At 70.1% G+C, this 26,067-nt stretch carries 18 protein-coding genes; 15 read left to right on the forward strand and 3 right to left on the reverse strand.

Going from position 1 to position 26,067, the window contains the following annotated elements; translation table 11 throughout:
- The first annotated feature begins 268 nt into the window (after positions 1–268).
- Genes ACSMFO_RS22115 through ACSMFO_RS22135 form a run of 5 tightly spaced genes read left to right on the forward strand, consistent with a single transcriptional unit; the run spans position 269 to position 12,825 of the window.
- Positions 269–6,568 carry an SDR family NAD(P)-dependent oxidoreductase gene (locus ACSMFO_RS22115; protein ID WP_436460336.1) on the forward strand — a complete coding sequence of 2,100 codons (6,300 nt, stop codon included), beginning with the start codon at positions 269–271 and terminating at the stop codon, positions 6,566–6,568.
- Positions 6,562–10,590, forward strand: a complete 4,029-nt coding sequence (locus tag ACSMFO_RS22120) for a beta-ketoacyl synthase N-terminal-like domain-containing protein (RefSeq protein WP_436460337.1) — start codon at positions 6,562–6,564, stop codon at positions 10,588–10,590. Before ACSMFO_RS22115 ends, ACSMFO_RS22120 begins: the two co-directional genes overlap by 7 nt.
- 15 nt (positions 10,591–10,605) lie before the next feature.
- The gene (locus tag ACSMFO_RS22125) at positions 10,606–10,905 is read left to right on the forward strand and encodes a phosphopantetheine-binding protein (RefSeq protein ID WP_038511975.1); all 300 of its coding nucleotides are present in this window, start codon (positions 10,606–10,608) and stop codon (positions 10,903–10,905) included.
- 4 nt (positions 10,906–10,909) lie between these two features.
- The gene (locus tag ACSMFO_RS22130) at positions 10,910–11,695 is read left to right on the forward strand and encodes an alpha/beta fold hydrolase (RefSeq protein WP_038511978.1); all 786 of its coding nucleotides are present in this window, start codon (positions 10,910–10,912) and stop codon (positions 11,693–11,695) included.
- On the forward strand, positions 11,692–12,825 hold the full coding sequence (locus tag ACSMFO_RS22135; protein ID WP_436460338.1) for a glycosyltransferase: 1,134 nt from the start codon (positions 11,692–11,694) through the stop codon (positions 12,823–12,825). Before ACSMFO_RS22130 ends, ACSMFO_RS22135 begins: the two co-directional genes overlap by 4 nt.
- 112 nt (positions 12,826–12,937) lie before the next feature.
- Here ACSMFO_RS22135 and ACSMFO_RS22140 read toward each other — a convergent pair whose 3' ends face one another.
- A complete protein-coding gene (locus ACSMFO_RS22140; RefSeq protein WP_360091753.1) occupies positions 12,938–13,792 on the reverse strand; it encodes an ABC transporter permease in 855 nt (284 codons plus the stop codon).
- Complete coding sequence (locus ACSMFO_RS22145) at positions 13,789–14,733, reverse strand: ATP-binding cassette domain-containing protein (RefSeq protein ID WP_360091750.1); 945 nt, start codon at positions 14,731–14,733, stop codon at positions 13,789–13,791. Before ACSMFO_RS22145 ends, ACSMFO_RS22140 begins: the two co-directional genes overlap by 4 nt.
- Positions 14,734–15,148: 415 nt before the next feature.
- Here ACSMFO_RS22145 and ACSMFO_RS22150 point away from each other — a divergent pair, with 415 nt between their 5' ends.
- From ACSMFO_RS22150 to ACSMFO_RS22195, 10 genes are read left to right on the forward strand one after another with little or no spacing between them, the layout of a single operon-like run.
- Entirely contained in the window at positions 15,149–15,952 is an 804-nt protein-coding gene (locus ACSMFO_RS22150) for an MlaE family ABC transporter permease (RefSeq protein ID WP_038523080.1), read from the forward strand.
- A 4-nt stretch (positions 15,953–15,956) separates the two neighbouring features.
- Positions 15,957–16,796, forward strand: coding sequence for an MlaE family ABC transporter permease (locus ACSMFO_RS22155; protein WP_007033208.1), 840 nt, complete (start codon positions 15,957–15,959; stop codon positions 16,794–16,796).
- Positions 16,793–18,016 (forward strand): MCE family protein, encoded by a 1,224-nt coding sequence (locus tag ACSMFO_RS22160; protein WP_038511990.1) that lies wholly within the window; start codon positions 16,793–16,795, stop codon positions 18,014–18,016. Before ACSMFO_RS22155 ends, ACSMFO_RS22160 begins: the two co-directional genes overlap by 4 nt.
- Positions 18,013–19,026 carry an MCE family protein gene (locus ACSMFO_RS22165; RefSeq protein WP_436460339.1) on the forward strand — a complete coding sequence of 338 codons (1,014 nt, stop codon included), beginning with the start codon at positions 18,013–18,015 and terminating at the stop codon, positions 19,024–19,026. The genes ACSMFO_RS22160 and ACSMFO_RS22165 overlap by 4 nt, the downstream gene beginning before the upstream one ends.
- Complete coding sequence (locus tag ACSMFO_RS22170) at positions 19,023–20,033, forward strand: MCE family protein (RefSeq protein WP_436460340.1); 1,011 nt, start codon at positions 19,023–19,025, stop codon at positions 20,031–20,033. The genes ACSMFO_RS22165 and ACSMFO_RS22170 overlap by 4 nt, the downstream gene beginning before the upstream one ends.
- Complete coding sequence (locus tag ACSMFO_RS22175; RefSeq protein ID WP_436460341.1) at positions 20,033–21,037, forward strand: MCE family protein; 1,005 nt, start codon at positions 20,033–20,035, stop codon at positions 21,035–21,037. The genes ACSMFO_RS22170 and ACSMFO_RS22175 overlap by 1 nt, the downstream gene beginning before the upstream one ends.
- Positions 21,034–22,011: an MCE family protein gene (locus tag ACSMFO_RS22180; protein WP_436460342.1), complete on the forward strand. Its 978-nt coding sequence runs from the start codon at positions 21,034–21,036 to the stop codon at positions 22,009–22,011. Before ACSMFO_RS22175 ends, ACSMFO_RS22180 begins: the two co-directional genes overlap by 4 nt.
- Positions 22,011–23,111, forward strand: a complete 1,101-nt coding sequence (locus ACSMFO_RS22185; protein WP_038512005.1) for an MCE family protein — start codon at positions 22,011–22,013, stop codon at positions 23,109–23,111. Before ACSMFO_RS22180 ends, ACSMFO_RS22185 begins: the two co-directional genes overlap by 1 nt.
- 5 nt (positions 23,112–23,116) lie before the next feature.
- Positions 23,117–23,620, forward strand: coding sequence for a hypothetical protein (locus ACSMFO_RS22190; RefSeq protein WP_436460343.1), 504 nt, complete (start codon positions 23,117–23,119; stop codon positions 23,618–23,620).
- A gap of 11 nt (positions 23,621–23,631) precedes the next feature.
- Entirely contained in the window at positions 23,632–24,249 is a 618-nt protein-coding gene (locus ACSMFO_RS22195; protein WP_436460344.1) for a hypothetical protein, read from the forward strand.
- A gap of 568 nt (positions 24,250–24,817) precedes the next feature.
- Here the strand turns inward: ACSMFO_RS22195 and ACSMFO_RS22200 are convergent.
- Entirely contained in the window at positions 24,818–26,053 is a 1,236-nt protein-coding gene (locus ACSMFO_RS22200) for a PucR family transcriptional regulator (protein ID WP_436460345.1), read from the reverse strand.
- Positions 26,054–26,067: the final 14 nt, after the last annotated feature.

The following is a 26,067-nucleotide window of genomic DNA, read 5'->3' on the forward strand; positions in this document are numbered from 1 at the left end:
CAATTCTTCTGTTTTGTCATGCCGGTGAGCAATGATTTCTTCAAATCGCCGACGACCGTGATAAAAGTGCAGGTCAGGGGCTCGTTCTGCACGTGTCGACATATTTGTTTCCGGCGCCGGACTTTAGCATGCGTTCCCTTGTTTTCCGAGTTTTCACACGAGAGTATTGCGCTCTCTGCGGCAAGTAGGTTATTTCTTGGGAATCCCGCTGAAAGATCGCCGAACCCGGCGAGGTTCGACCAGCCCCAGCCGAACAGGAGGACCGCCGGTGAGTCATGCGACGGCGCGCACGCGGGTACTCGGCGTCAACCCGCTCGGATGTCCGGATCCGGGCCTGGCGGCCGCGGTCGCCAGGGGCGGCGGCCTCGGGATCGTCGAAATCGGGTCCACAGTAGACGGACGCATCCCGTTCGGTGTCCGGATCCCGGCCGGCCGCACCGTGCGGGACGAGGAAGTGCGGGAAAGCGGCGCGGGGCTCGTGCTGCTGGCCGAGGGGGCGGTCTGGCGGGGCAGGGCCGGCCTCCCCGTGCTGGCCGAGGTGACCGGTGTCGAGCAGGCCGTCCGCATGCTCGACGCCGGCGCCTCCGGTCTGGTGGCGAAGGGGGCCGAAGCGGGCGGTTCCGATCTCACCACGTTCGTCCTGCTGCAGCGGTTGCTGGAGCGGTTCGGCGAGGACGTCCCCGTGTGGGCGTACGGGGGCATCGGGCCGCGTACGGCGGTGGCCGCGATCGCGGGCGGCGCGGCGGGCGTGGTGCTCGACGGGCTCGGCCTGTTCCCCGACGCCGACGTGCCCGCGGCGGCCCGGAACGAGCTCGCCAGGGCGGACGACGGGCTCAGCGCGTTGTTCGCGAAACGCTTCGAGGACGCGGAAAGCGCTGTCCGTTCGGTCGTGCGCTCGCTCGCGGCGCCGTCGGCGGTCCCCTCGGACCAAGGCGTACGGCTGTGCCGCACGTTGGGGACCCGGCTGCCGGTCGTGCAGGGGCCGATGACGCGGGTGAGCGACCAGCCCGGTTTCGCCGCCGCGGTCGCCGCGCACGACGGCTTCCCGTTCGTCGCGGTGGCCACCGCGAACGGCGCCAAAACCGCCGAACTGCTCGGCCGCACCGCCGAAGCGCTCGGTGAACGGCCGTGGGGAGCGGGCATCCTCGGGTTCGTCCCGGAGGCCCTGCGTGCCGAGCAGCTCGCGGCGATCCGGGCGGCGCGCCCGCGCTGCGTGCTGATCGCGGGCGGAAAACCCGCGCAGGCCAAAGCGCTGGAGGCCGAGGGCATCGCGACCTTCCTCCACGTGCCGTCGCCGATCCTGCTGCGTCAGTTCCTCGACGCCGGGATCCGCCGGTTCGTCTTCGAGGGCGCCGAATGCGGTGGGCATATCGGCCCGCGGTCGAGCTTCGTGCTGTGGGAGCAGCAGCTGGACGTCCTGCGCGAACACGGCGCCAACGACGTCGAGGTCCTGTTCGCAGGTGGGATCCATGACGCCCGCTCCGCTGCCATGGTCTCGGCGATGGCGGAGCCCCTGAGCGGCGGCGTCGGCGTCCTGATGGGCACCGCGTACCTGTTCACCGAAGAAGCCGTGACCCACGGCGCCATCACCGAAACGTTCCAGGATCGCGTGCTCGACGCGGGGTCCACGGTCACCCTGGAGACCGCGCCCGGGCACCTCACCCGCTGCCTGCCCAGCCCGTACACCGACGAGTTCGCCGCGCTGAAGGCCGGGCTCCGCGCGGACGGCGTCCTACCGCAGGAGACATGGCAACGGCTGGAGGAGCTGAACACCGGACGGCTGCGGATCGCCAGCAAGGGCATCAAGCGGCAAGGCGACACGCTCGTCGAGGTCGACACGCTCGGGCAGCTCGCCGAGGGGATGTACATGGCGGGACAGGTGACCGTCCTGCGTGAGGACCGCACCGACGTCGCCGCCCTGCACCGGGAAGTCACCGACGGCGCGGCGGAGCTGCTCGCCGCCCGTGTTCGCGACGAAGAGTCCGTTGTGGACAGTGACATCGCGATCGTCGGGATGGCGTGCGTGTTCCCCGGCGCACCCGATCTCCCGGCCTTCTGGTCCAACGTCCTGCACGGCGCGGACGCCGTCACCGAGGTGCCGGATCAGCGCTGGGACAAGGACGTCTACGCAGACCAGTCGACGTCGAAATGGGGCGGCTTCCTGCCACCGGTGGACTTCGATCCGCTCGCGTACGGCATCCCGCCCAAGTCGATGGGCAGTATCGACCCGGCCCAGCTGGTCTCCCTGCAGACGGCGCGGCGGGCCCTCGAAGACGCGGGCTACGGCGAAGGCGGCTTCGACCGTGAGCGCACCAGCGTCATCTTCGGCGCCGAGGCCGGGGGAGACCTGGCCAACGCCGGTGTCCTGCGCGCGCTGCTTCCCAGCTACCTCGAAGACGTCCCGGAGGAGCTGCTCGCGCAGTTGCCGGAACTGACCGAGGACTCGTTCCCCGGCACGCTCGCCAACGTCATCTCCGGCCGGATCGCCAACCGGCTCGACCTCGGCGGCACCAACTACACCGTGGACGCCGCGTGCGGCTCCTCGCTGGCCGCACTGGACCTCGCGGTGAAGGAACTGCGGGCGGGCACGAGCTCGATGGTCCTGTGCGGCGCCGTCGACCTGCACAACGGGGTCAACGACTACCTCATGTTCACCTCGGCCGGTGCGCTGTCGCCGACCGGGCGATGCCGTCCGTTCGACGCGTCGGCGGACGGGATCGCGCTCGGCGAGGGCGTCGCGTGCCTCGTGCTCAAGCGGCGGTCCGACGCCGAACGCGACGGCGACCGGGTGTATGCCGTGGTCAAGGGTGTCGGCGCCGCCAGCGACGGCAAGGCGCTCGGCCTCACCGCGCCGCGCCCCGAGGGGCAGCGGCGGGCCCTGGCGCGGGCCTATCGCGACGCCGGGGTGTCGCCGGCGGACGTCTCGCTGGTGGAAGCGCACGGCACCGGCACAGTCGTCGGCGACGCCACGGAACTGACGACGCTTACCGAGTTCTTCCTCGCCGCGGGCGCCGGGCCGGGCACCTGCGCGCTGGGTTCGGTGAAGAGCCAGATCGGGCACACGAAATGCGCCGCGGGGCTGGCGGGCCTGATGAAGGCGGCGCTGGCGCTGTGGCACGAGGTCGTGCCGCCCACGCTGCATCTGAGCAGGCCGAACCCCGCCTGGGACGCCGAGAGCAGTCCCTTCACCTTCTCCACCGGAGCCCGGCCGACGCCGGTGCCGCGCGGCCGCGAGTTCGCCGGAGTGAGCGCGTTCGGGTTCGGTGGGACCAACTTCCACGCGGTGCTCGCCGCCCCGGGGGTCCCGCCGGCACGGCGGCACGGCCCGCGTGACTGGGATGCCGAGCTCGTCCTGCTCCGCGGCGCCGACGTGGAGTCCGCTCGTGCCGTGCTGCGGGATCTGCTGGCCGCCAGCGAAGGACGTCCGCTGCGGGAGATCGCCGCCCTCGCCGCCGAACGAGGCGGATCCGACCCTGTGCGGCTCGCGATCGTCGCGAGCGACCTCGCGGAGCTGCGTGAGGCCGCCGCGAACGGTGGGATCGTCGCGGACGACACCGAAGCCGGTGCGGTCGCGTTCCTGTTCCCTGGTCAGGGCAGCCAGCGGACGGGGATGCTGGCGGAACTGTTCGTGCACTTCCCCGAACTGGCTGACGTCCTGGGGCTCGCTCCCGACGTCGCCGCCACCACGTTCCCGCCGCGCGCCTTCACCGAGGAAGCCCGTACCGCGCAGGACGAGGCGCTCAAGGACACGCGGGTCGCGCAGCCCGCGCTCGGACTCGTCGAATCGGCGGTCTGCCACCTGCTCGCCGACCTCGGCGTCCGGCCGGATCTGCTGGCGGGGCACAGCTATGGCGAACTGACCGCGCTGTCGGTGGCGGGCGCGTTCGACACCGCGACGTTGGTGGCGCTCAGCCGGGCCAGGGCCCGCTCCATCGCCGAAGTGGCGGGCGCCGACCCAGGCGCGATGGCCGCGGTCAAGGCGTCCCGTGAGGAACTGGCCGCCGCCCTCGACCACCCGGACGTCGTGCTGGCCAACCACAACGCACCCGGCCAGACCGTCCTTTCCGGACCGACGGCCGCCATCGAGGAGGCGGTCCGCGAACTGCGGGCACAGGGGATCGGCGCCAAACGGATCCCGGTCGCCTGCGCCTTTCACAGCCCGCTGGTGGCTGGAGCGAGCGACGTGTTCGCCGTCGATCTCGACAACGCCGAGATCGGTGAGCCGGGGCAGCCCGTGTGGTCGAACCGCACCGCGCGACCGTACGAAGCCGGCACGGTGCGTGCCGAACTCGCCGCGCAGATCGGCTCGCCGGTGCGCTTCGTGGAACTGATCGAGGACATGTACGCGGCGGGCGCGCGCACGTTCGTCGAGGCGGGCCCGGGACAGGTGCTTTCCCGGCTGGCCAAGGAGATCCTCGGCGATCGTCCGCATACCGTGATCGCGTGCGACCCCGGCGGCCCGGGGTTGCGCGGGTTCCTCACCGCGCTCGCGCGCCTGGCGCTCATGGGCGTCGATGTGCGTACCGAACGGCTCTTCCGCGGCCGTGTCCGTGTCGGCCCGCTCCCCAAACCCGCCTGGACCGTGGACGGCCAGACCGTCCGCGCGCCCGGCGGCGAGGTCCCCGCCCACGGGCTCGTGCCCGCCCGACGAATCCCGAGGACGACCATGAACCAGCCCGCGCCCGGTCGTGACCAGGCCGTCGTCGAATTCCTCCGCACGAGCCGCGAAATGCTGGCGGCGCAACGGGACGTGATGCTGGGGTACCTCGGCACCGCCCCGCCCGCCCCCGCTCCGGTGCGGACGCCGGTCGTGCCCGCGTTGCTGCCGCCGGTCGAAGCCCCGGTCGTCGTGCCCGCGCCGGAACCGGTCGCGGAGGCCCCTGTCACGGACGTCCTGGCCACCGTGATCGGCGCGATCAGCGAACGCACCGGCTATCCGGCCGAGATGATCGACGCCGATCTCGATCTGGAAGCGGATCTCTCCATCGACTCGATCAAACGCACCGAGATCGCGGGCTCGCTGCTCGCCAAGCTCGGCCTCTCCGGCCGGGTGCACGACGACGCCCAGGATCAGCTCAGCCGCGACCGGACGGCGAGCGCGCTGGCCGCGCGGCTGCGGAAGTGGCTCGAACCGGCCGTTCCGGTCGCCGTGGCGGCGGCCCCCGATGAGGCCCCCGCCGGAACCGCGCCAGACCGGTACCTGCTCGATCGCGTGTCCGCGCCGCTCGGCACGCCCGACCTCGCCAAGGTGGCGGGCAAAACGGTCTCGGTGAGCTTCGAGCCCGGCCAGGAGGAACTGGCCGAGTCGATCCGCGCGGTGTTCGCCGACGCGGGCGGCCTTCCGGCGGAAGGGGGTGGCGCCGACATCGCCATCCTGCTGAATCCGTTGTCGGACGTCGAAGAACCCGTCGCGGCGCAGGTGTTCGGCCTCGTCAAGAGCGCCAAGGGCGCGGTGGTCGTGGTGGCGAAGACGGGCGCCGGGCACGCCGCCGGGCTGCGCGGTCTCGTCCGCGCCGCGGCGCGGGAACGGAGCGAGCCGACCAGGCTGGTCGAGCTGGAGTCCACTGTGGACCTCGGAAGGATCGTGCTGGAGGAGGCGATCGCCGACGGGCCGTCCGCTGTCCGCTACGACACGGCGGGACGCGCGGTGTTCGAGCCGTCCGCGGGCTCCCTCGGTTCTGTCGCGTATGCGGGCGCGGGCCCCGGCGGCGGAGAGGTCAAGGCGCTCGGCCTCGACGCGGATTCCGTGCTGCTGCTGATCGGCGGCGCCCGCGGGATCACCGCGCGGGCGGCGGTCGCGCTGGCGGCGAGCGGATGCCGGATCGAGCTGGCGGGCCGCACCCCGTGGCCCGCCGAACCGGGCGACGAGGACCTGCCCGGTGACGCGCCGGCCATGCGTTCGGCGCTGGCCGCGCGGGGTGGTTCGCTGGCGGATATCGAACGCCGGGTGCGCACCGTGCTGGCCCAGCGTGAGATCGCGCGGACGCTCGACCAGATCGCCGCGGCGGGCGGTACGGCGGCGTACCGGTCGCTCGACGTGCGCGACGCCGCCGCCGTCCGGCAGGTGGTCAAGGATCTGCACACCCGTTATGGCCGCATCGACGGCGTCGTCCACGCGGCCGGGGTGATCGACGACAAGTTGATGGCCGACAAGGACGAACAGTCGTTCCGCACGGTCTACGGGACCAAAGTGGACGGTGCGCGAGCGCTGCTCGACGCGCTGGAGCATTTCGGCATTCGGCCCGGGTTCGTGACCTTCTTCGGCAGCATCGCCGCGGTGCTGGGAAACCGGGGTCAGACCGACTACGCGGCGGCGAACGACGCGCTCGAAACCCTCGGCGGGCAGTGGGCGGACCGCACCGGCTGCCGGGCGCTGACCGTCCATTGGGGACCGTGGGCGCCCTCGGACGATCACGCGGGCATGGTGTCACCGGAACTCGCGCGCGAGTACGAGCGCCGCGAGGTGGCGCTGATCGATCCGGACGAAGGCACCACCGCGCTCCTGCGCGAGCTGGCCTACGGTCCGGCCGACGTCCGCTCGGTGCTGTACACGGCGTCGCTGTGGTGAACCAGGAGCCGGTCGCGATCGTCGGGATGGGCGTCTTCCTTCCCGGCTCGTCCACTGTGGACGAATATTGGCAGAACATCGTTTCGGGTACCGACGCGATCACCGAGATCCCGCCGCACCGCTGGGATCCGAGCTTCCACGACGGCGACGGCCGCACGCCGGACCGCACCTACGGCAGGCGCGGCGGATTCGTCGCCGACAGCCTGGACTTCGACGCGACGGCGCTCGGTATCGCGCCCAGCACCGTCGCCGGGATGGAGCCGGACCAGCTGGTCGCGCTGGCGGTGGCCGCGTCCGCGGTCGACGACGCCGGTGGTCTCCGACGGCTGGGCGACCTCGAACGCGTGGGCGTCATCCTGGGCAGGGGCGGTTATCTCTCGCCGGGGCTCCAGCGGTTCGACCAGCGGGTCCGGTCGGTCCGCCAGATCACCGGCGCCGTCCGGGATCTTCTGCCGTCGGCGCGTCCGGAGATGCTCAACCGGCTCCGGGACGCGTTGCTGGAGCCGCTCGGCGAGTTCCGGCCGGACACAGCGATCGGGCTGGTGCCGAACCTCGCCGCGTCGCGGGTCGCCAACCGGCTGGACTTCGGCGGCCCCGCGTACACGGTCGACGCCGCCTGCGCGTCCTCGCTGCTCGCCGTGGACCAGGCGATCGGCGAACTCGCGCGCCGTCGCTGTGACGTCGTGCTGGCCGGCGGCGTGCACCACTGCCACGACGACACGCTCTGGTCGATGTTCACGCAGCTCGGCGCCCTTTCGCCGAGCCAGCGGATCAGCCCGTTCTCGCGCGACGCGGACGGTCTCCTGATCGGCGAGGGCACCGCGATGGTCGTGCTGAAACGGTTCTACGACGCGCGTCGCGACGGCGACCGGGTCTACGCGGTGCTGCGCGGCTCGGGGACATCGAGCGACGGGAAGGGCGCGAGCCTGCTCAGCCCGGCTGTCGCGGGCCAGACGCTGGCCCTGCGGCGCGCGTGGGCCTCGGCGGGCCTCGACCCAACGGCGCCCAACGCGCTCGGCCTGCTGGAGGCGCACGGGACCGCGACTCCGACCGGGGACGCCGCCGAACTGGCCACCCTCGCCGAGGTGTTCGGCCCGCCGGACGGTCCTCGCGCGGCGATCGGCGCGGTGAAGGCGATGATCGGGCACACCATGCCGACCGCCGGCGCCGCCGGTCTGGTCAAGGTGGCGCTCGCGCTGCACCACGCCGTCCTGCCACCGACGCTGAACTGCGCCGACCCGAGCCCGCTGCTGGACAAGACCCGCTTCCGCACCCTGCCCGACGCCGAGCGGTGGCGGTCGGGTGACGTCCCGCGCCGGGCGGCGGTCAACGCCTTCGGTTTCGGCGGGGTCAACGCGCACGTGGTGCTGGAGGAGGCCGACCCGGCGCCGTCGCGGCCGAGGCGGGCCAAGGTGACCGGGGAACCCGAGCGAGTCCTCCTGCTCGCGGCGCCCACACTCGACGGATTGCGCACCCTGCTCGATCGCCCGGATCCGGAATCCGGCGGCCACGGTCCATGCCGGATCGGGATCGTCGGGCCGACCGGGAAACGGCTCGAAGTCGCGCGGAGGGTGCTGGCGAAGATCGCGGCCGAGGGCGGTTCCTGGCACGGGCCCAACGACATCTGGTGCACGACGGCGCCCTTGCTGGAGCAGGCCGGGGCGAAGACCGCGTTCGTCTATCCGGGGCTGGAAGCGGACGCGGAACCGCGCTGCGCCGACGTCGCCCGGCATTTCGGTCTGGAACGGCCCGAATGGTCGACGGCGAGCGTGCTCGCCCGCGCCTCCAGCGTGTCCCAGGTCGGGTTGCTGCTCGACACCGCGCTGCGGCGGCTCGCGATCACCCCCGACGTGCTCGCCGGGCACAGCGTCGGCGAATGGACCGCGATGCAGGCGGCGGGGATGTACCCCGGACAGTCCACAGAGGACATGCTGAACCGGTACTGGCCGCAGGGATTCACACTGCCGGACGCCGAGTTCCTCGTGCTCGGCTGTTCGGCGGAGCGGGCCGAGGCGCTGCTCACCGCCGAGCCGGAACTGATGATCTCCCACGAGAACGCGCCGCGGCAGACGATCGTCTGCGGTGACCCGGCCGCCGCGGGGCGGCTCGCCAAATTGTGCGCCCAGCACGGCGTCGTCGCCAGGACGCTGCCGTTCCGGTCCGGGTTCCACACCCCGCTGATGCGGTCGCGGCTCGGCCCGTTCACCCGGCTCGCGGCCGAACTGGACCTGAAGCCGCCGCGGGTCCCGGTGTGGTCGGCGACCACTGCCCGGCCGTATCCCGCGGATCCGGTGGAGGTCCGCGAGCTGTACCTGGCCCACCTGGTGCGCAAGGTCCGGTTCCGGGAGCTCGTCGACGCGCTCTACGCCGACGGCGCCCGGGTCTTCGTGCAGGCGGGCGCCGGTCAGCTGGGTTCGTTCGTGTCGGACACGCTGGGCTCGCGGCCGCATCTGGTCATCCCGGCGTCCTCCGGTACGAGGGCGGGCCTCGCCCAGTTGCGCCGGGTCGCGACCGCGGTCTGGGTGGAGGGCGGGCGGCCCGCGTTCGACGCGCTGGAGCCGCGCCGGACCCGGATCGACACGGCGGGCACGCTGCTCTCGGTCGAAGGCGACGTCAAGGGCATGTTCGCGGGCGCCGGTGATATGCCCGAACTGGGCGATGGAATCCCGGACGCGATCGTCGCGGAGTTCACCGCGCTGCTGGCGGAGACCCGGGCCGCCGCGGCGAGTGTCGCCAACGCGGCGGCACGACGAACGGTCGAGTCCACTGTGGACGTATCCCTCGCGACGATGCCGTATCTGGTCGATCACCGGTTCTTCCGCCAGCGCGAGGACTGGCCGGAGGAGGCGGACTTCCGTCCCACCGTGCCCGCGACCACACTGGTGGACCTGGCCTGCCGGGAAGCGGAACGGGCCTGGCCGGGCACGGTCGCGACCGGGGTGAGCAACGCGGCGTTCTCCCGCTGGCTGATCGCCGCCCCGGCGGTGCGCGTACCGCTTTCGATGACCCGCGAGGGCGATCGGATCAGTGTCCAAATCGGACCGCACGCCAGTATGGACGTCCACCTGGCGCAGCGTTATCCCACGGCCCCGCGGCCGTCTCCGCCGCCGGGCCCGGAAACGGCGCCGCCGCTGAGCGCCGCGGAGATCTACACCCGCCGCGAGATGTTCCACGGCCCGGCGTACCAGGGGCTCGACAAGCTCATCGGGCTAGGCGAGCGGCACATCCGCGGCGACCTCGTCGTACCGTCGGCGCCCGGCGCGCTGCTGGACAACGTCGGCCAGCTGCTGGGCTGCTGGCTGATGGCGACCAAGGCGGACGCGCTGCTGGCGTTCCCGACGTCGATGGGCCGGGTCACCTGGTTCGCACCGGAACCGGCGCCGGGCACCAAGCTGCGCTGCGTGGTCCGGGTCCGGCTGCCGCGGCCGGACGTGCTGGAGATGGACGCGGAACTGGTGCTGGACGGCGCCGTGCTGGCCAGGATCGAACAGTGGCGCGACATCCGGTTCCCGTGCGACCGGCCCGCCCACCGCGTCTACGCCTTCCCGGACCGGCATCGGCTGTCCGAGGATCACCACGGCGGCTGGACGGCCGTCACGGACCGGTGGCCGAGCCCCGCCGCACGGGACATCTACGCCGGCGTCTACCTCGGGACGGCGGAACGCGCCGAGTTCGCCGCCTGCGCGCCGCGACGGCAGCGCGGCTGGCTGCTGGAACGGATCGCGATCAAGGACGCGGTCCGCGCGAAACTCGGCCTGGACGGCGTGTACCCGGCGGAACTCCGCGTGAGCGCCGACGGGACCAGGGTGACCGGCCTGCACGGCCTGGTCGTGCCGCCGCTGGCGGTGGCCGTCGCCTCGGCGGGCGAGGTCGCGGTCGCGCTGGTGCGGGAAGAGTCCGCGACGCCTCCCCGGATCGCGGTCCGGGCCGAGGGCGAACTGGCGGGGCTGGCCGAGGAGATCGGTATCGGGGCGGAATTCACCGGAATCCCCGGGCACGTGGTGGCCTGGAACCGCGGCTAGAAAGAGGAGCACAGCATGACCATCGAACAGCAGAGTCCGGCGTCGGTCTTCGGCACCGTGGCCGAGTTGCTGAAGGAACTGGTCGGGGACACCGACGTCCTCGGCATCGAGATCACTCCGCAGACCACCTTCCACGAAGATCTCCAGCTGGAGAGCATCGATCTGGTGACCTTCGCGAGCATCCTCGCCGAGTTCTTCGGCGCGGACGTCAACCTCGCGGAGTTCCTGGCGGAGAAGGACCTCGACGACGTGATCGAGCTGCGGGTCGGCGACATCGCCGACTACGTGGCCGCCCGCCTCGGCGAACGGGGCTGAGGCGGTGCCGACCATGACCGTCAACGGGCTGCGCACCAACGTGCAGCTCGTGCCCGGCGGGGGCACGGAGACCGTGGTGTTCCTGCACGGGATGGGCACCGACAGCCTCGCGAGCTTCTACCTCACGCTCGCGCCGCCGGTCGCCGCCGCAGGGGTGGACGTGATCAGCTACGACCTGCGCGGGCACGGCAAGACCGAACGCCCGGAGCGCGGGTACACGATCGCGGATTTCGTCGCCGATCTCGACGACCTGCTCGACCAGCTCGACCTCGACCGGCCCGTGCACCTGGTCGGCAACAGTTTCGGCGGCACCCTCGCCTACAGCTACGCCGTGGCGAAACCGGAGCGGGTGCGCAGCATCGTGTGCATCGAGTCGGAGCCGGCCACCGAACTGTGGGCGGACAAGATGTCGCAGATCCTCGAACACACCGTGCGGTTCTTGAAGGTCGAGGAGAGCTTCGACTGGATCGAGGCCAACTACAGCGCGCATCACCGGCGGCTGGCGAGAATGGCCGCCGAGCGGATCATGTCGACGTCGATGGCCGAGGAGGTCCCGCTCGGTCCTTTGCTGACGCTGGACCAGGTCGCGGGGATCGGCTGTCCCGTACTGTCCATTTTGGGCAGTCACGGCTACCAGGCCGACGATCTCACCGCGCTGACCTCGTTGCTGCCCCGGGGCGAGCTGCACGTGTTCGAGGGCCAAGGGCATTCGGTGCTCGTCGAGCAGCACCGCGAGGTCCGTGAGCTGCTGCTGAACTGGATCGACCGGCACGGGAGGCCACGCGGATGAGCCGGTTCCTGCTGGTCGTCCCGCCGCTCACCGGACATGTGGCGCCGTTGCGCGCGGTGGCCGCCGAGCTGGTGGGCCGCGGCCACGACGTCGCCTGGTGCGGTCCGGAACCCACGACGTCCGAACTGACCAGGGCGGGCCGGGTGTACGCGGCGGGAGACGCGCTGGAGTTCGCCGTCGAACGGCGTCCCGAAGGCCTGCGCGGGTTCGCGGCGCTGAAGTACCTGTGGGAGCAGTACCTGGTTCCGCTGGCGGATGCGATGGTCCCGGGTGTCGAGAAGGCGGTGGAGGCTTTCCGGCCCGACGTCGTACTCGCCGACCAGCAGGCCTTCGCGGGCGCCCTCGTGGCGAGCCGCCGCTCCCTGCCGTGGGTGACGTCGGCGTCGACGTCCACCGAACTCGGCGATCCGCTGGGCGCCATGCCGAAGATCGCCGCCTGGGTCGACGCATTGCAGGAGGGCCTGCGCGCCCGGCACCGGGTGTCGTGCGGGGACCTGCGGTTCTCGCCGGAGCTCATCCTGGCGTTCACCACCGTCTCCCTGACGGGCCCGATCGCCGACGTCGGCGCGGTCCGGTTCGTCGGCCCCGCGCTGGCTCCCGCGCCGCCGGTGGGTTTCTCGTGGGACCGCCTCGACGGCCGTCCGCTCGTCATCGCCACCCTCGGTACGGCCAACGCCGCTCTCGGCCGCCGGTTCCTGTCCGAATGCGTCGACGCCCTCGCCGGGATGCCGGACGTCCAGGGCCTCGTCGTCGACCCGACCGGCGAACTGCTCAGCGACGACGTGCTGGTCGTCAAGCGGATCCCGCAGGCGGAAGTGGTGCGGAAAGCGGCGGCGGTGCTCTGTCACGGCGGGCACAACACCGTCAGCGAGACGCTGGCGTCCGGCCTGCCGCTGGTCATCGCGCCGATCCGGGACGATCAATCGATGCTGGCTCAGCAGGTCGAAACGGCCGGTGCCGGGCTGCGTCTGCGTTTCGACCGCGCGAAGGCGCCCGACATCCGCCGCACGGTCACCGAAGTGCTGACCGACCCCGCCTACGCCGCGGCGGCCGCGCGGGTGCGGGCCTCGTTCGCGGCGGCCGGGGGAGTCGTGGCCGCCGCGGACCACCTCGAGTCCTTGCCGCACTGACGCCTACCCGGATCATGCGTGCCTGGAGACGGAACTCGCGTGATTGGAGACGGAACCCCGAGTTCCGCCTCCAATCACGCGAGTTCGGTCTTCGATCACGTGAGTTCCGGGCTCAGGTCATCGGGGTGACGTCGCGCGGGGTCCGGAAGGTGCGGGCCGCGATCCATCCACCGGCGGCCGCGGCGACGGCGGCGATCGCCAGCGACACCGGGATCGACCAGCCCGACGGCCGTCCGAGCGCGAGTGCCCGGGTCGCGTCGATCGCGTAGGTGAGCGGGTTCAGCGCCGAGACCACCCGCAGCCAGGACGGCATCGTCTCCAGCGGCATGTACGCGCTGGAGGAGAACATCAGCGGGAACATCACCACGAACGACGCCATCTGCAGGGTTTCGGCCTTGCGCAGCCAGGTCGTGATGGCGACGAAGATCCAGCTCAGGCACCAGCCGACGACGAGCGTGAGCAGCAGCGCCGCGGTGATACCGAAAACGCCGCCGGTCGGCCGGAAACCCAGCAGCACCACGCTGGCGAGCGTGGTCACCAGCAGTTGCACGCCGAGCCGGGCGGAATCCGAAATGGTGCGCGCCACCAGGACGGCGGAAAGGCTGATGGGCATGCACCGCAGACGTCCGGTGAAACCGCTGTAGATCTCCGCGAGCAGGCCGGCGCCCGAACTCATCGCCGTGGTCATCGCGATGTTCACCAGTGTCGCCGGGACGAGGAAGTTCACGTATCCCTCGTACGCCGCGACTCCGGGCAGCGTGCTGACCCCGGTGAAGACCTGGCTGAACAACAGGAGCAGGACGATCGGTTGCAGCAGACCGAAGAACACCAGCCTGCGGTCGCCGAACGCCGTCTTCAGCGAGCGGACCGCGAGCACCCGGACCTGAGTCGTGAAGGTGCTCGGCGGCCAGGTCGCCGGATTGGTCAGCACCGGCTGCGACGGTGCGCGGTGCCGTGCCTCGGTCATGGCGCGGCCGCCGGATTCCGGTGCAACGAAAGGTAGACGTCGTCGAGGGTCGGCTCGGCGACGGTGAGGTCCCTCATGGGCGCGCCCGCCGCGTCGAGCGCGCGGACCAGCACGGTGATGTCGGCGGGCCCGGACAGCGCGACACCGATCACCAGCCCGGAGGCCGACGTCGTGCAGCCCATGCCGAGCCGGTGCAGCGCGGCCAGCGCCCGGCGGGCGGCCAGATCGGTGCCGAAGGTCAGTGTCGCGGTCCTTTCCCCGAGCCGCGCCTTCAGTTCCGACGGCCGCCCGGACACCGTGACATGCCCCAGCCCCAGCACGATGACGTGATCCGCCAGTCTGTCCGCCTCCTCGAGGTACTGCGTGGTGAGCACGACGGTGGTGCCGCGCGCGGCGAGCCGTTCGACGCCGTCCCAGAGCCCCGCCCGGCTGAGCGGGTCGAGCCCGGTGGTCGGTTCGTCGAGGAAGAGGACGTCGGGGGAGCCGACCAGGCCGGCGGCGAGATCGAGCCGCCGCCGCATCCCGCCGGAATACGTCCGCGCGGGGCGGTCCGCCGCGTCGTCGAGGCCGAACATGGCGAGCAGTTCGGCCGCGCGGGCCCTGGCCTGGCGCCGGTTCGCGCCCAGCAGCCTGGCGACGAGTTCGAGGTTGCCGCGGCCGGAGAGCGCGTCGTCGACCGCCGCGAACTGGCCGGTGACCCCGATCCGCCGCCGGACGTGATGCCCGGCGCGCACGACGTCGAAACCGCACACCTTCGCGCTTCCGCCGGTCGGCTTGACGCGGGTGCTGAGAATGTCGATCAACGTCGTCTTGCCCGCGCCGTTGTGGCCGAGTACCGCGAGCACGGTGCCGCGGCCGACCCGGAGACTGACGCCGGCGAGGGCCGTCACTTCACCGTAGTGCTTGGCGAGGCCGGTCACCTCGATGGCAGCCTGCTCCATTCGCCGAACGTAGCGGGGTTTTCGGTGCGGCCGCAATGAAGGCAAGAGGACTCAGGATGCGCGTGACAATTCCACGACCACGGCGGCTGACGGGGGTGACAAAAGTGATCACCTGCGGTGTCGTGAGTGACAAGGACGGTTGGAACCGTCATTAACACTCATGGGACACAAGGCAAAACAGTTACCGCCATAACAACCTTGACCCCTCCCTGGCATGCCATTGTCGAATTACTTGTCTCCCTGATCTTCCGCCAGTAGCGTGCAGCCAGAGTTGGCCGTTCGGCCGGAGAAGTAGAAGTGAGGAAGCCCGAATGTCAGTGATGACCGGGCGCGTTCCGCGCGCCTTCCCGCGCCCGGCGATGCCGGGACCGGAGGCGCTTTCCTCGGCTTCCGTCGACGGATGCGGAGCCTGACGATGGCCAATCCAGCCGCCCTGCTCGCCCGCGCACCGGAGAAGGCCGCCGCGGGACTGCGCGAATTCGGCCGCATGTGCGCCATGGGGATCGACGTCGTCATCGCGATGTTCCGCCGTCCCGTGCAGGTTCGCGAGTTCATCCAGCAGTTCTGGTTCATCGCGAGTGTGTCGATCACGCCCGCGATCCTCGTGTCGATTCCGTTCGGTGCGGTCATCTCGCTGCAACTGGGATCGCTCACGAGCCAGATCGGCGCGCAGCAGTTCAACGGTGCCGCGAGCGTTCTCGCGGTGGTGCAGCAGGCCAGCCCGATCGTGACCACGCTGATCATCGCGGGCGCGGGCGGGTCGGCGATCTGCGCGGATCTGGGCGCACGCTCCATCCGCGAGGAGATCGATGCGATGGAGGTGCTCGGCGTCTCGCCGATCCACCGCCTGATCGTACCCCGCGTGCAAGCGGCCATCGGCGTTTCGGTGCTGCTGAACGGTTTGGTCAGCGTCGTCGGCGTGCTCGGCGGTTATTTCTTCAACGTCATCGTGCAGGGCGGCACCCCGGGTGCGTACCTCGCGAGTTTCAACGCGCTGGCCCAGCTGCCCGACCTCGTCGTCAGCTCGATCAAGGCGTTCATCTTCGGTTTCCTCGCCGGTGTCGTCGCGGCCTACCGGGGACTGAACCCCAGAGGCGGCCCCAAGGGGGTCGGCGACGTCGTCAACCAGTCGGTGGTGATCACGTTCCTGCTCCTGTTCTTCGTCAACACGATCCTGACCGCGCTGTACCTGCAGCTCGTCCCCGCGAAGGGAACCTGATCCCGTGACCAGCGTCCCCGAACGGGCCCGCGAGGCGTTCAAACGCCCCGGCAACAGTCTTTTCGAGCTGGGCGACCAGTTGCTGTTCTACATCCGCGCGCTCGCGGCGATCCCGATGGCCGTCACCCGCTACTTCCGTGAAGTGGTGCGCCTCCTGGCCGAAGTGACCTTCGGCAGCGGGGCGCTCGCGGTGATCGGCGGCACCGTCGGCGTGATGGTCGGCCTGTGCGTCTTCACCGGGATCACGGTGGGGCTGCAGGGCTTCAGCGCGCTGAACCAGATCAACATCTCCGCGATGACCGGTTTCCTCACCGCGTACTTCAACACCCGTGAGATCGCGCCGCTCTCGGCCGGGCTCGCGTTGTCCGCGACGGTCGGCGCCGGGTTCACCGCGCAACTGGGCGCCATGCGGATCTCCGAAGAGATCGACGCGCTCGAAGTGATGGCCGTACGCAGCATGCCCTATCTCGTCACCACCCGGATCGTGGCCGGGTTCATCGCGATCATCCCGCTCTACGTGATCGGCCTGCTGATCTCGTACCTGGGCTCGCGGGTGACGACGGTGGTCTTCTTCGGACAGTCCGGCGGAACCTACGACCACTACTTCTCCCTGTTCTTGCCTCCTGAAGACGTGTTGTGGTCGTTCGGCAAGGTGCTCGTGTTCAGCGTCGGCGTCATCCTCACGCATTGCTTCTACGGCTATCGCGCCGCCGGTGGCCCGGCCGGTGTCGGGGTCGCGGTCGGCCGCGCCGTGCGGACGTCGATCGTGCTGATCAGCGTGCTCGATCTCTTCCTCAGCCTGGCGATCTGGGGCGCGACCACGACGGTGAAGGTCTCCGGATGAGCGCGCGGGCACGGACGCAGGCGGCAGGGGTGATCTTCCTCGTCATCCTGGTGCTGCTGGGCTGGCTCGCCGTCGCGATCTTCAACAAGGACTTCGAGCGGGCGGAAATGGTCACGCTGAAGGCCGACCGCGTCGGCAACCAGCTGGCCCCGCCCGCCGAGGTCAAGGTCCGGGGCGTCCCGTTCGGCGAGGTCAGGGCGGTCCGGGGCACCGCGGAAGGCGCGGAGATCGATCTGGCGATCGACCCGGCGAAGATCGATCAGCTGCCGCGCAACGTCTCCGCCCGGCTGCTGCCGAAGACGGTGTTCGGCGAGCGTTACGTCAACCTCGTGCTCCCGGAGCGGCCCGCCGGCGGATCACTGCGGGACGGCGACGTCATCGGCCAGGACCGGTCGGCCAACGCGATCGAACTGGAACGCGTGCTCGGCGACCTGTTGCCCCTGCTGCGGGCGGTGCAGCCGCAGAAGCTGAACAGTTCGCTGGGCGCGATCTCGCTCGCGCTCGACAACCGCGGGAAGTCCTTGGGGGACAGCATCGTCCAGCTCAACGACCTCCTCAACCAGGTGAACCCGCTGATGCCGCAGTTCAAGGCCGACGTCAGCGGTCTCGCCGACGTGGCGGATCTGTACACCGGCGCGGCGCCGGACATCCTCAAGGCCCTCTCGGATCTCTCGACGACCGCGAAGACCATTGTGGACACTCGCGCGGACCTCGACAAGCTGTACACGAGCGTCACCACCGCGAGCGGCGACATGAACAAGTTCCTCGTGCAGAACAAGGACAACATCATCGGTGTCAGTGTGAAGAGCAGGCCGACCCTGGAACTGCTGTCCCGGTACTCGCCCCAGTTCCCCTGCCTGTTCGACGCGGTCAACCGGCTCAAGCCGGTGATGGAGAAGGCCTTGGGCAAGGGCACCGGTGAACCCGGGCTGCACGTGACGCTGTCCGTCCACGACCCGCGCGACAAGTACGTGCCGGGCCGGGACGATCCGCGGTTCGACCAGAAGGGCGGGCCGCGCTGTTATGGCGGCGGTGGGTCTTCGGCGGCGGTCGCGTTCGCCGCCGATGGGGACCTCGGTCCGGCCAATTCGAAGGGGGAGCGGGGGCTGGTCGCCGAGATCCTGGCGCCGTCGCTCGGGATGAAGCCGGCCGAGGTCCCGGACTGGAGCAGCGTGCTCGTGGGCCCGGCGCTGCGCGGTACGGAGGTGACCGTCCGATGAGGAGTATCGCGGGGCCGGCGATCAAGGGCCTGATCTTCTTCGTGATCACCGTGGTGGCGACGGGGATCCTGGCCATCACCATCGCCAACTCCGGGGTCGGCACGACGGTCGGCTACACGGCGAGGTTCACCGACGCGACGTCGGTCAACCCCGGCGACGAGGTCCGGATGTCCGGTGTCCGCATCGGCCAGGTCGATTCGGTCGGCGTGGTCGAGCGGCGGCTGGCGGACGTGCGGTTCTCGGTCGAGAACAAACGCCGCCTCACGGCCGGGGCCACGGTCACCATCCGGTACCGCAACCTCGTCGGCCAGCGGTATCTCTCGATCGACCCGGGGCCGGACGGGCCTGCCGTGCTCGACGAAGGCGCGCTGATCCCGCCGGAGCGGACCCATCCCGCGCTCGATCTCACCGCGTTGTTCAACGGGTTCAAACCGCTGTTCCAGGCGCTTTCGCCGAACGACGTCAACCAGTTGTCGTTCGAGATCGTCCAGGTGCTGCAGGGCGAGGGGAGCACCATCGACAGCCTCATCGAGCACACCGCGTCGCTCACGAACACCCTGGCGGGCAAGGACCAGGTGATCGGCCAGGTGATCGGGAACCTCAACACGGTGCTCGACACGCTCAACTCGCAGGGCGACCAGTTCGACAAGCTCGTCGACGTCACGGCGCAGCTGGTCTCCGGGCTCGCCGGCGACGCGAAACCGATCGGGCAGGCGATCGGCGGGCTCGGCGAACTCACCACGGCCACCGCGGATCTGCTCCAGGACGGCCGCAAGCCGTTGAAGGACAGCATCAACACTCTCGGCGATCTGTCGAAGAACCTCGCCGACAACACCCCGGTGTTCGAGCAGTTCTTGGCGAACCTGCCCAAGAAGCTGGACCGGATGGGCGCGATGGTCTCGTACGGTTCGTGGTTCAACTTCTACCTGTGTTCGGTGAAGTCGGACGCGCCGCCCGCGCCCGGCGGCCCGCCGGTCGGTATCCCGCTGACCCAGGGACGGTGCCGATGAAAGCGCCGAGGATCAAACCCTTCCGCAGCCGCAACCCCATCGTCGTCGGCGCCGTCACGGCCTTGCTGATGACCGTCACGGGTTCGGCGGTGTTCTTCTCCGACGACCTCCCGCTGATCGGCGGCGGCACGACGTACGCGGCGGAATTCACCGAGGCGGCCGGGCTCAAACCCAACGACGAGGTCCGGGTCGCCGGGGTGAAGGTCGGCGAGGTCTCCGACGTCCTGCTGGACGGTGCCAAGGTCAAGGTCCTGTTCCGGGTCAAGGACACGTGGGTCGGGAACCGCACCACCGCGGCGATCAAGATCAAAACCCTGCTGGGGCAGAAGAACCTGGTCCTCGATCCGGTCGGCAACGCGGAACTGGATCCGGACGAGCCGATCCCGGTGCAGCGCACCAGTTCGCCCTACGACGTCACCACGGTCTTCAACGACCTCGCGAACACGGTGGGCGCGATCGACACCGATCAGCTGGCGAAGGCGTTCGGCACGCTGTCGGAAACCCTCGGCGCTTCCACCCCGCAGGACGTCCGGACCGCTTTCGACGGCATCACCGCGCTGTCCAAGACGCTCGCTTCCCGGGATCAGGAGCTGGTGAAGCTGTTCGCGAACACGAACAAGGTGTCCAAGACCCTCGGGGACCGCTCGCAGCAGATCGAGGCGCTGATCCGCGACGGCAACACGCTGCTCACGGAGCTGAACGCGCGCAAGGACGCGATCGCGAAACTGTTCAGCGGGGTGAAGAACCTGTCGATCCAGCTCAAGGGGCTGGTGGCGGACAACCAGAAGACGCTCGGGCCCGCTCTCGACCAGCTCGATCGCGTCGCCACCGTGCTGCTGCGCAACCAGGACAAGCTCAACGAGAGCCTGCGCCTGGCCGGTCCCTTCTACCGGCTGCTCGGCAACGCGGTCGGCAACGGCCGGTGGATCGACACCTACATCTGCGGGCTCGTCCCGACCGGCGGCACGCCGGGCAGCTGCATGCCTTCGAGGCAGGGAGGACGCTGATGGGACGCCACTTCACGCTCACGGATCTCGGCGCCCACGCGCGGCGGCGGGCCTGGCTGCGGCGGCTCGCGGTCGCCGTTGTCGCGGGCCTGCTGGTGACGGCGGCCTGGCCGCTGCTGACCCGGCAGGCCGATCGCGTCGTGACCGGGTTCTTCACCGCGACCGTCGGCGTGTACCCGAACACCGAGGTGCGGGTGCTCGGCGTCCCGATCGGTTCGGTCACCAAGGTCGAACCGCGCGGCACGAACGTCGAAGTGACCATGACGGTGCGGCCCGACGTCAAGCTGCCCGCCGACGTCGGCGCCGTCGTGATCACGCCGAGCCTGGTCGCCGACCGGTACGTGCAGCTCACCCCGGTGTACCTCGGCGGACCGGAGCTGGGCGGCGACGCGCGGATCCCGCCCGAGCGCACCGTCACCCCGGTCGAGGTCGACGAACTCTTGGGCAGCCTCAACCAGCTGATGACCGCGCTGGGACCGAAGGGCGCCAACCGGGACGGCGCGGTCAGCGACGTCCTCACCAAGGCCGCGACCTACCTCGACGGCAACGGTGGCAAACTCGGCGAGGCGATCAAGAACCTCGGGGAGTTCGCCAGGACGGCGAGCGACTCCAAGGACGATCTGTTCAACTCGGTCGACAACATCAGCAAGTTCACCGCGATGCTGGCGGCGAACGACGGCAAGGTGAAACAGGCGATCCAGCAGATCTCCTCGCTCAGCAAGATCCTGGCCGATCAGCGGGACCAGTTCTCCGGCGCGATGACCGAACTCACCGAGGCGCTCAGCGTGGTGCAGGGCTTCATCAAGGACAACCGGGGCAAGGTCAAGTCCGATGTGGACAAACTCGCCGAGGTCACCAAACTCCTCACCCAGCAGAAGGCGTCGCTGAGCGAGGCGCTCGACGCCGCGCCGAACGCGCTGGCGAACGTGCTCGGTGCGTACAACCAGGGCGCGGGAACGCTGGACGGACGAGGGAACATCACCGAATTCTCGGGGGCGAAATGAAAACCCGGATCGCTGCCGTACTCGTCCTCGTTCTGGCCGCCACCGGCTGCAGCGACGGTGTCGACGTCTACGACATCCCGCTGCCGGGCGGGGCCGCGCTGGGGGAGCGCCCGATCCACGTCACGGCAAGCTTCACCAACGTGCTGGACCTCGTGCCGCAGTCCGGGGTGAAGGTCAACGACGTCCCGGTCGGCCAGGTGCGGACCGTCGATCTGGCGCCGGACGGCCGCAGCGCGGTGGTCGGCCTGCTCATCAACGGGGATGTGAACCTGCCGGCCAACGCCGTCGCGCGGCTGCGGCAGGCGAGCATCCTCGGCGAGAAGTTCGTCGAGCTCGCGCCGCCGCCCGAGGGCACGCCTAGCGGACGACTGGCCGACGGCGCCGTGATCCCGTTGGCCGGTTCTTCGCTGACTCCGGAGATCGAGGAGGTCTTCGGCGCGCTTTCCCTGCTGCTCAACGGGGGTGGTGTCGCGCAGGTGCAGAACATCACCCGTGAACTCAACGCCGCGCTCGGCGGCAAGGAGAGCGCGGCACGCAGCCTTCTGTCCAATTTGGACGTGTTCGTCCGCGGACTCGACGAGCACAAGGCGGAGATCACCCGTGCCATCGAGAGCGTCAACAAGCTCGCGGCGACGCTGAACGCGAACACCGAGGAGATCAAGGCGACGCTGAACGGGCTCACTCCCGGGATCGAGGTCCTGAACCAGCAGCGTCAGGCGCTGGTCGGGATGCTGAAGTCGTTGGACGGGCTCACTTCGGTCGCGGTCGAGACGGTGAATCGCAGCAAGGACGACCTCGTCGCCGACCTCAAGGCGCTCGAACCGTTGCTGCGGAAGCTGGCCGAGTCCGGGGACAAACTGCCGAAGGCGATGGAGATGATCTTCACCTTCCCGTTCCCCGACGCCGCGCTCGAGGCCATCCGCGGTGACTACCTGAACACGTTCCTGACCTTCAAGAACAATGGTGGCCGCTGATGTTGACCAAGTTCGTCCGCGTGCAGCTGGTGGTCTTCGTGACCATCGCGGTCCTCGGCGTCGCGTACGTCGGCGCGACCTACGCGGGGCTGGACAAACTGGTTCTTGATCGCGGGTACACCGTCAAGGTGCGACTCGCGACCGGCGGCGGCATCTTCAGCAACGCCGAGGTCACCTATCGGGGCGTGCCGATCGGTCGCGTCGGGGACCTGCGGCTGACCGCCTCCGGGATGGAGGTGGACCTCGAAATCGAGCCCGGCGGCCCGGAGGTGCCCGCGGACACCGAAGCCGTCGTCGCCAACCGATCCGCCGTCGGCGAGCAGTACGTCGACCTGCGGCCGCGCCGCGACAACGGAGCCATGCTGCGGGACGGTTCGGTGATCGCCGAGGCGGACACGAAGATCCCGCTGCCGGTGGACGTCGTCCTGTCCAGTGTGGACTCTTTCGCGAACTCGGTGCCGAAGCCGGCGCTGCGGACCGTGGTCGACGAGCTGTACAACGCGACTTCCGACGCCGGCCCGGCGCTGGACCAGCTCGTCGGCAGGGGGATCGAGTTCGTGCAGGCGGCGAGCGCGCACGTCGGCCCGCTGACCAGGTTCGTGACCGACGCGCAGACCGTGCTCGACACCCAGGTCTCGCAGGCGGACGCGATCCGCTCGTTCGGCGCGAACGCGAAACTGCTCGCCGCGACGTTGAAGAGCTCCGACGGCGATCTGCGACGGCTGATCCCGGCCGTCCCGGCGGCCGCGAACGAGGTCAGCACGCTGCTGAGGGAGACCGGCCCGAGCCTCGGCATCCTGCTGGCGAACCTGCTGACCACCGCGGACGTACTGGAAACGCGGCAGGACGGTATCGAGCAACTGCTGGTCACCGCGCCGAAAGCGGTCGCCGCCGGACACGCGATCATGGGGCCGGACGGCGCGCACGTCGGCCTCTCGCTGACGTTCTTCGACCCGCCGCCGTGCGTCACCGGTTACGGGACCGGCTATCGCGACGGACTCGATGCTTCGCCGCGTCCGCTGAACACCGCGGCGCGCTGTGCCCTGCCGAAGGGCAACCCGACGAACGTGCGCGGCTCGCAGAACGTGCCCAGGAGGTGAAGGCCATGACTCGGATCGCCGCATTTTTCGCCGCCGTCGCCACCGCGGCCGCGGCCTGGTCCGGCTACTCGTGGTGGGACGCGAGCCACGACGACGGCGTCGCGCGGGCCACGGTCCGCGACGAGGCCTTGCAGGTGGGCAGGCAGTCCGTCGCCGCACTGACCACTTTGGACTATCGACAGGCGGAACAGGGTTACCAGAACTGGCTGAACCTGTCCGGCGGCGCGCTGCACGAAGAGCTGGCGCGGGACCGGGAAGGCGGCCTCGGCCGGATCGGTCAGGCGAAGACCGTCACCACCGGCCGGGTCGTCGACGCCGCGGTGACCGAAGTGGACAGCGGTGGCGGGACGGCCGAGGTGATCGCTTCGGTCGAACTCGAGGTGCGGCCCGAAGGCGGGGAAGCCGTGACCAAGCACAACCGGTTCCGCGCCGGCCTGAACCGGACGCCGGACGGGTGGCGCGTCACGTCACTCGGCCAGGTGCCGGTGACCGACACCGGAAAGCCCTGACGGAGGACGCGATGACCACGAAACGAGCCGATAAACCGGCGCGGCGCGCGGTGAAGGTGGCCGGGAAGATGGGCGGGAGCACCCGGGTCGCCGTGCTTGAGGAGCCTGAGGAGGCTCCCGTCGCCGCTCCGGTGCGGCGGCGGGGTGCGGTGGTGTTCGGCGCCGTCGCGCTGGTGATGGCGGGCCTCGCGGGGTGGTTCGCCATCGAAGCGCGGGACGCGACGGCGGCGCTGACGCACAACACCGCGCTGACCGACGTCGCCACCACCGCGGAGGTGAGCGACCAGATCGGCAAGGCGCTCGGCACGGTCTTCTCCTACCGCTACGACGATCCCGCCAAGAGCGAGCAAGCCGCGAAGGCGGTCCTCACCGGGCCGGCGCTGGGGCAGTACGACCAGCTGTTCGCGCAGGTGCGGGGGCTCGCGGCGGAGCAGAAGCTGGTCGTGACCTCGACCGCGGTGGTCTCGGGCGTCAAGGTCCTCGACGGGGATCGGGCTTCGCTGCTGGTGTTCCTGGACCAGACCGGTGTTCGGGGGGACGGGCAGCGGAGTACGGGAGCGGCTCAGTTGAGCGTGAGCGCGGAACGGGCTGAGGGGAAGTGGCGGGTGACCGCTTTGGCGGCCGCCTGATGTCGGGGAGCCGAAGTACATGAAGGGGGCCTTCATGTACTCGGGAAAGGGAGCCCATGGCTGGGGAGTGCGTACAGTCCGTCTGACAGGTCGGGCGGCGACTGTGTGGGTTTGGTGCGTTAGGTGACCCGAAATCCACACGGTCCGGCATCAACCTGCTGTGAGCGGTCGCCTTGGTGAGGGGTGTGTGGAAATAGGGACATTCAACGTCCCTATTTCCACACACCCCTCACTCAACGCAACCAAGGTCCCCCAGCCGCTTCCGTGAGTGACTTTCCCGTACCTCTAGCACGCGGCCGGGTGTCATGCCTGGTCCGAAGTTTGCGAAAGCCACTTTCGCAACCTTCAACGTTGCGAAAGTGGCTTTCGCAACCTCGGTTGCGGCCGGGCTCGCGACTGCTCAGCGATCTCGTCGCGAAAGCCACTTTCGCGACGTTAGATGTCCCGAGAGTGGCTTTCGCGACACCGGCGCAACGTCGGTCGCCTCGCGGAACCCAAGTCGCGCCAGCGCGTGAAGGCCTCCTTCCCTCGGCTCAGCCGAGGGAAGGAAGCCTTCACGCGCAAACCGTCAAGAAGGAGCAGCCCGCAAAGCCAGGATCATCTCGAACCGCCGCTCCGGATCCCGCAGCCCGTCCGCGAACAGCGCCTCCAGTTCCTGAGCGCGAGAACGCACCGTCTGCGGATGTACCGCCAGCCGTTCCGCCACCTCGCGCACGTTCCCGCAGGTCTCCAGCCACGCCAGCAGCGTCCCGGCCAGCCGCGAATGCTGCTTACCGGTCAATCCGGCCAGCGGCCCGAGCCGTTCCCGGACGAGCTCGGCGGCCAAGAACGGTTCCTTGAGCAGCCACAGGCGCGAAAGGTGGTCGACGCACCACGTCACGGGTTCGTCCACGAGCGCGCCGGAGTCGATGAGGCGCAGGGCCTCTCGGGCGGCCCGCAAGGAACGGGCGGCGAAGACGGGTGGGACCGCGGGGCCGATCGCGGCTCGCGTGCCCGCCAGGGCTTCGGCGAATCGCTCCCGTTCGTCCGGTTCCGGAGCGGGCAACAGCAGACAGGGCGAGCTGCTCTCGAAGTCGGCGAGCGCGGCCGGTGGGGCCTCGACCGACGGCTGGTCGAGGGCGACGGCGACGAGCAGGTCCGGTAGTTGCCAGCGGGCCAGGTCGGCGGCGTGTTTGACGACTTCGGGAGGCGACGGGGGGTCGGCGAGGAGGAGCTCCATCAGCCGGTGCCGCCGGCGCTCCAGTGCGCCGGCGGCCTTTTCCCGCGCCTCCGCGTGGCCCTCGACAGACAGCGCCGAAAGCTCGTCGATGTAGGCGAAGATGGCTTCCGCGAGCAGGCACAGTGTCGCGGAAGGCACCCCGGCGCGGCGTCCGATTTCGGCCATCCGCCGCCAGGTCACCCTGGCGCCCACCCGGTAGGCCGCCTGGAGGACGTCGACGTTGCGGCCCTGATGGAACTCCTGGACGCCCAGGCTCACGAACACGCTCCGCCGGTCCTCCGGCGGTGCCTCGGGGTTTCCGAGGCGTTCCAGGAACTGCACGAACGCCATCTGCACGCCGGTCTTGAGCGCCTTCCCGAACGCTCCGTCCAGTGGCCGCGCGTATTCGGGGATGGTCCGCTGGATCTCCCGGACCACCTCCCCGGCCGTATCGCCCAGCCCTGGCCGGAACACGGTCGCCAGTTCTCTCGGCAGCAGCGCCCAGAGCTGGACCGGACGCCCGCTCGACCCACCCGGCCGGGCGGGCGTGAGCAGCGGTCCGTACGTCGCCTCGACCCCGCTGCGGGCGTCCTGCGGTCGGGTCACCTCGTCACCTCGTT

The sequence above is a fragment of the Amycolatopsis sp. w19 genome (assembly GCF_051373225.1).
GTDB lineage: Bacteria > Actinomycetota > Actinomycetes > Mycobacteriales > Pseudonocardiaceae > Amycolatopsis > Amycolatopsis japonica.

Bases quoted from the DNA above. Each gene is read 5' to 3' on its own strand.
- ACSMFO_RS22165 (WP_436460339.1), top strand. From the start codon at position 18,013: ATGAGGAGTATCGCGGGGCCGGCGATCAAGGGCCTGATCTTCTTCGTG.
- ACSMFO_RS22190 (WP_436460343.1), top strand. From the start codon at position 23,117: ATGACTCGGATCGCCGCATTTTTCGCCGCCGTCGCCACCGCGGCCGCG.
- ACSMFO_RS22170 (WP_436460340.1), top strand. From the start codon at position 19,023: ATGAAAGCGCCGAGGATCAAACCCTTCCGCAGCCGCAACCCCATCGTC.
- ACSMFO_RS22140 (WP_360091753.1), bottom strand. From the start codon at position 13,792: ATGACCGAGGCACGGCACCGCGCACCGTCGCAGCCGGTGCTGACCAAT.
- ACSMFO_RS22180 (WP_436460342.1), top strand. From the start codon at position 21,034: ATGAAAACCCGGATCGCTGCCGTACTCGTCCTCGTTCTGGCCGCCACC.
- ACSMFO_RS22135 (WP_436460338.1), top strand. From the start codon at position 11,692: ATGAGCCGGTTCCTGCTGGTCGTCCCGCCGCTCACCGGACATGTGGCG.
- ACSMFO_RS22125 (WP_038511975.1), top strand. From the start codon at position 10,606: ATGACCATCGAACAGCAGAGTCCGGCGTCGGTCTTCGGCACCGTGGCC.
- ACSMFO_RS22150 (WP_038523080.1), top strand. From the start codon at position 15,149: ATGGCCAATCCAGCCGCCCTGCTCGCCCGCGCACCGGAGAAGGCCGCC.
- ACSMFO_RS22160 (WP_038511990.1), top strand. From the start codon at position 16,793: ATGAGCGCGCGGGCACGGACGCAGGCGGCAGGGGTGATCTTCCTCGTC.
- ACSMFO_RS22195 (WP_436460344.1), top strand. From the start codon at position 23,632: ATGACCACGAAACGAGCCGATAAACCGGCGCGGCGCGCGGTGAAGGTG.
- ACSMFO_RS22175 (WP_436460341.1), top strand. From the start codon at position 20,033: ATGGGACGCCACTTCACGCTCACGGATCTCGGCGCCCACGCGCGGCGG.
- ACSMFO_RS22185 (WP_038512005.1), top strand. From the start codon at position 22,011: ATGTTGACCAAGTTCGTCCGCGTGCAGCTGGTGGTCTTCGTGACCATC.
- ACSMFO_RS22145 (WP_360091750.1), bottom strand. From the start codon at position 14,733: ATGGAGCAGGCTGCCATCGAGGTGACCGGCCTCGCCAAGCACTACGGT.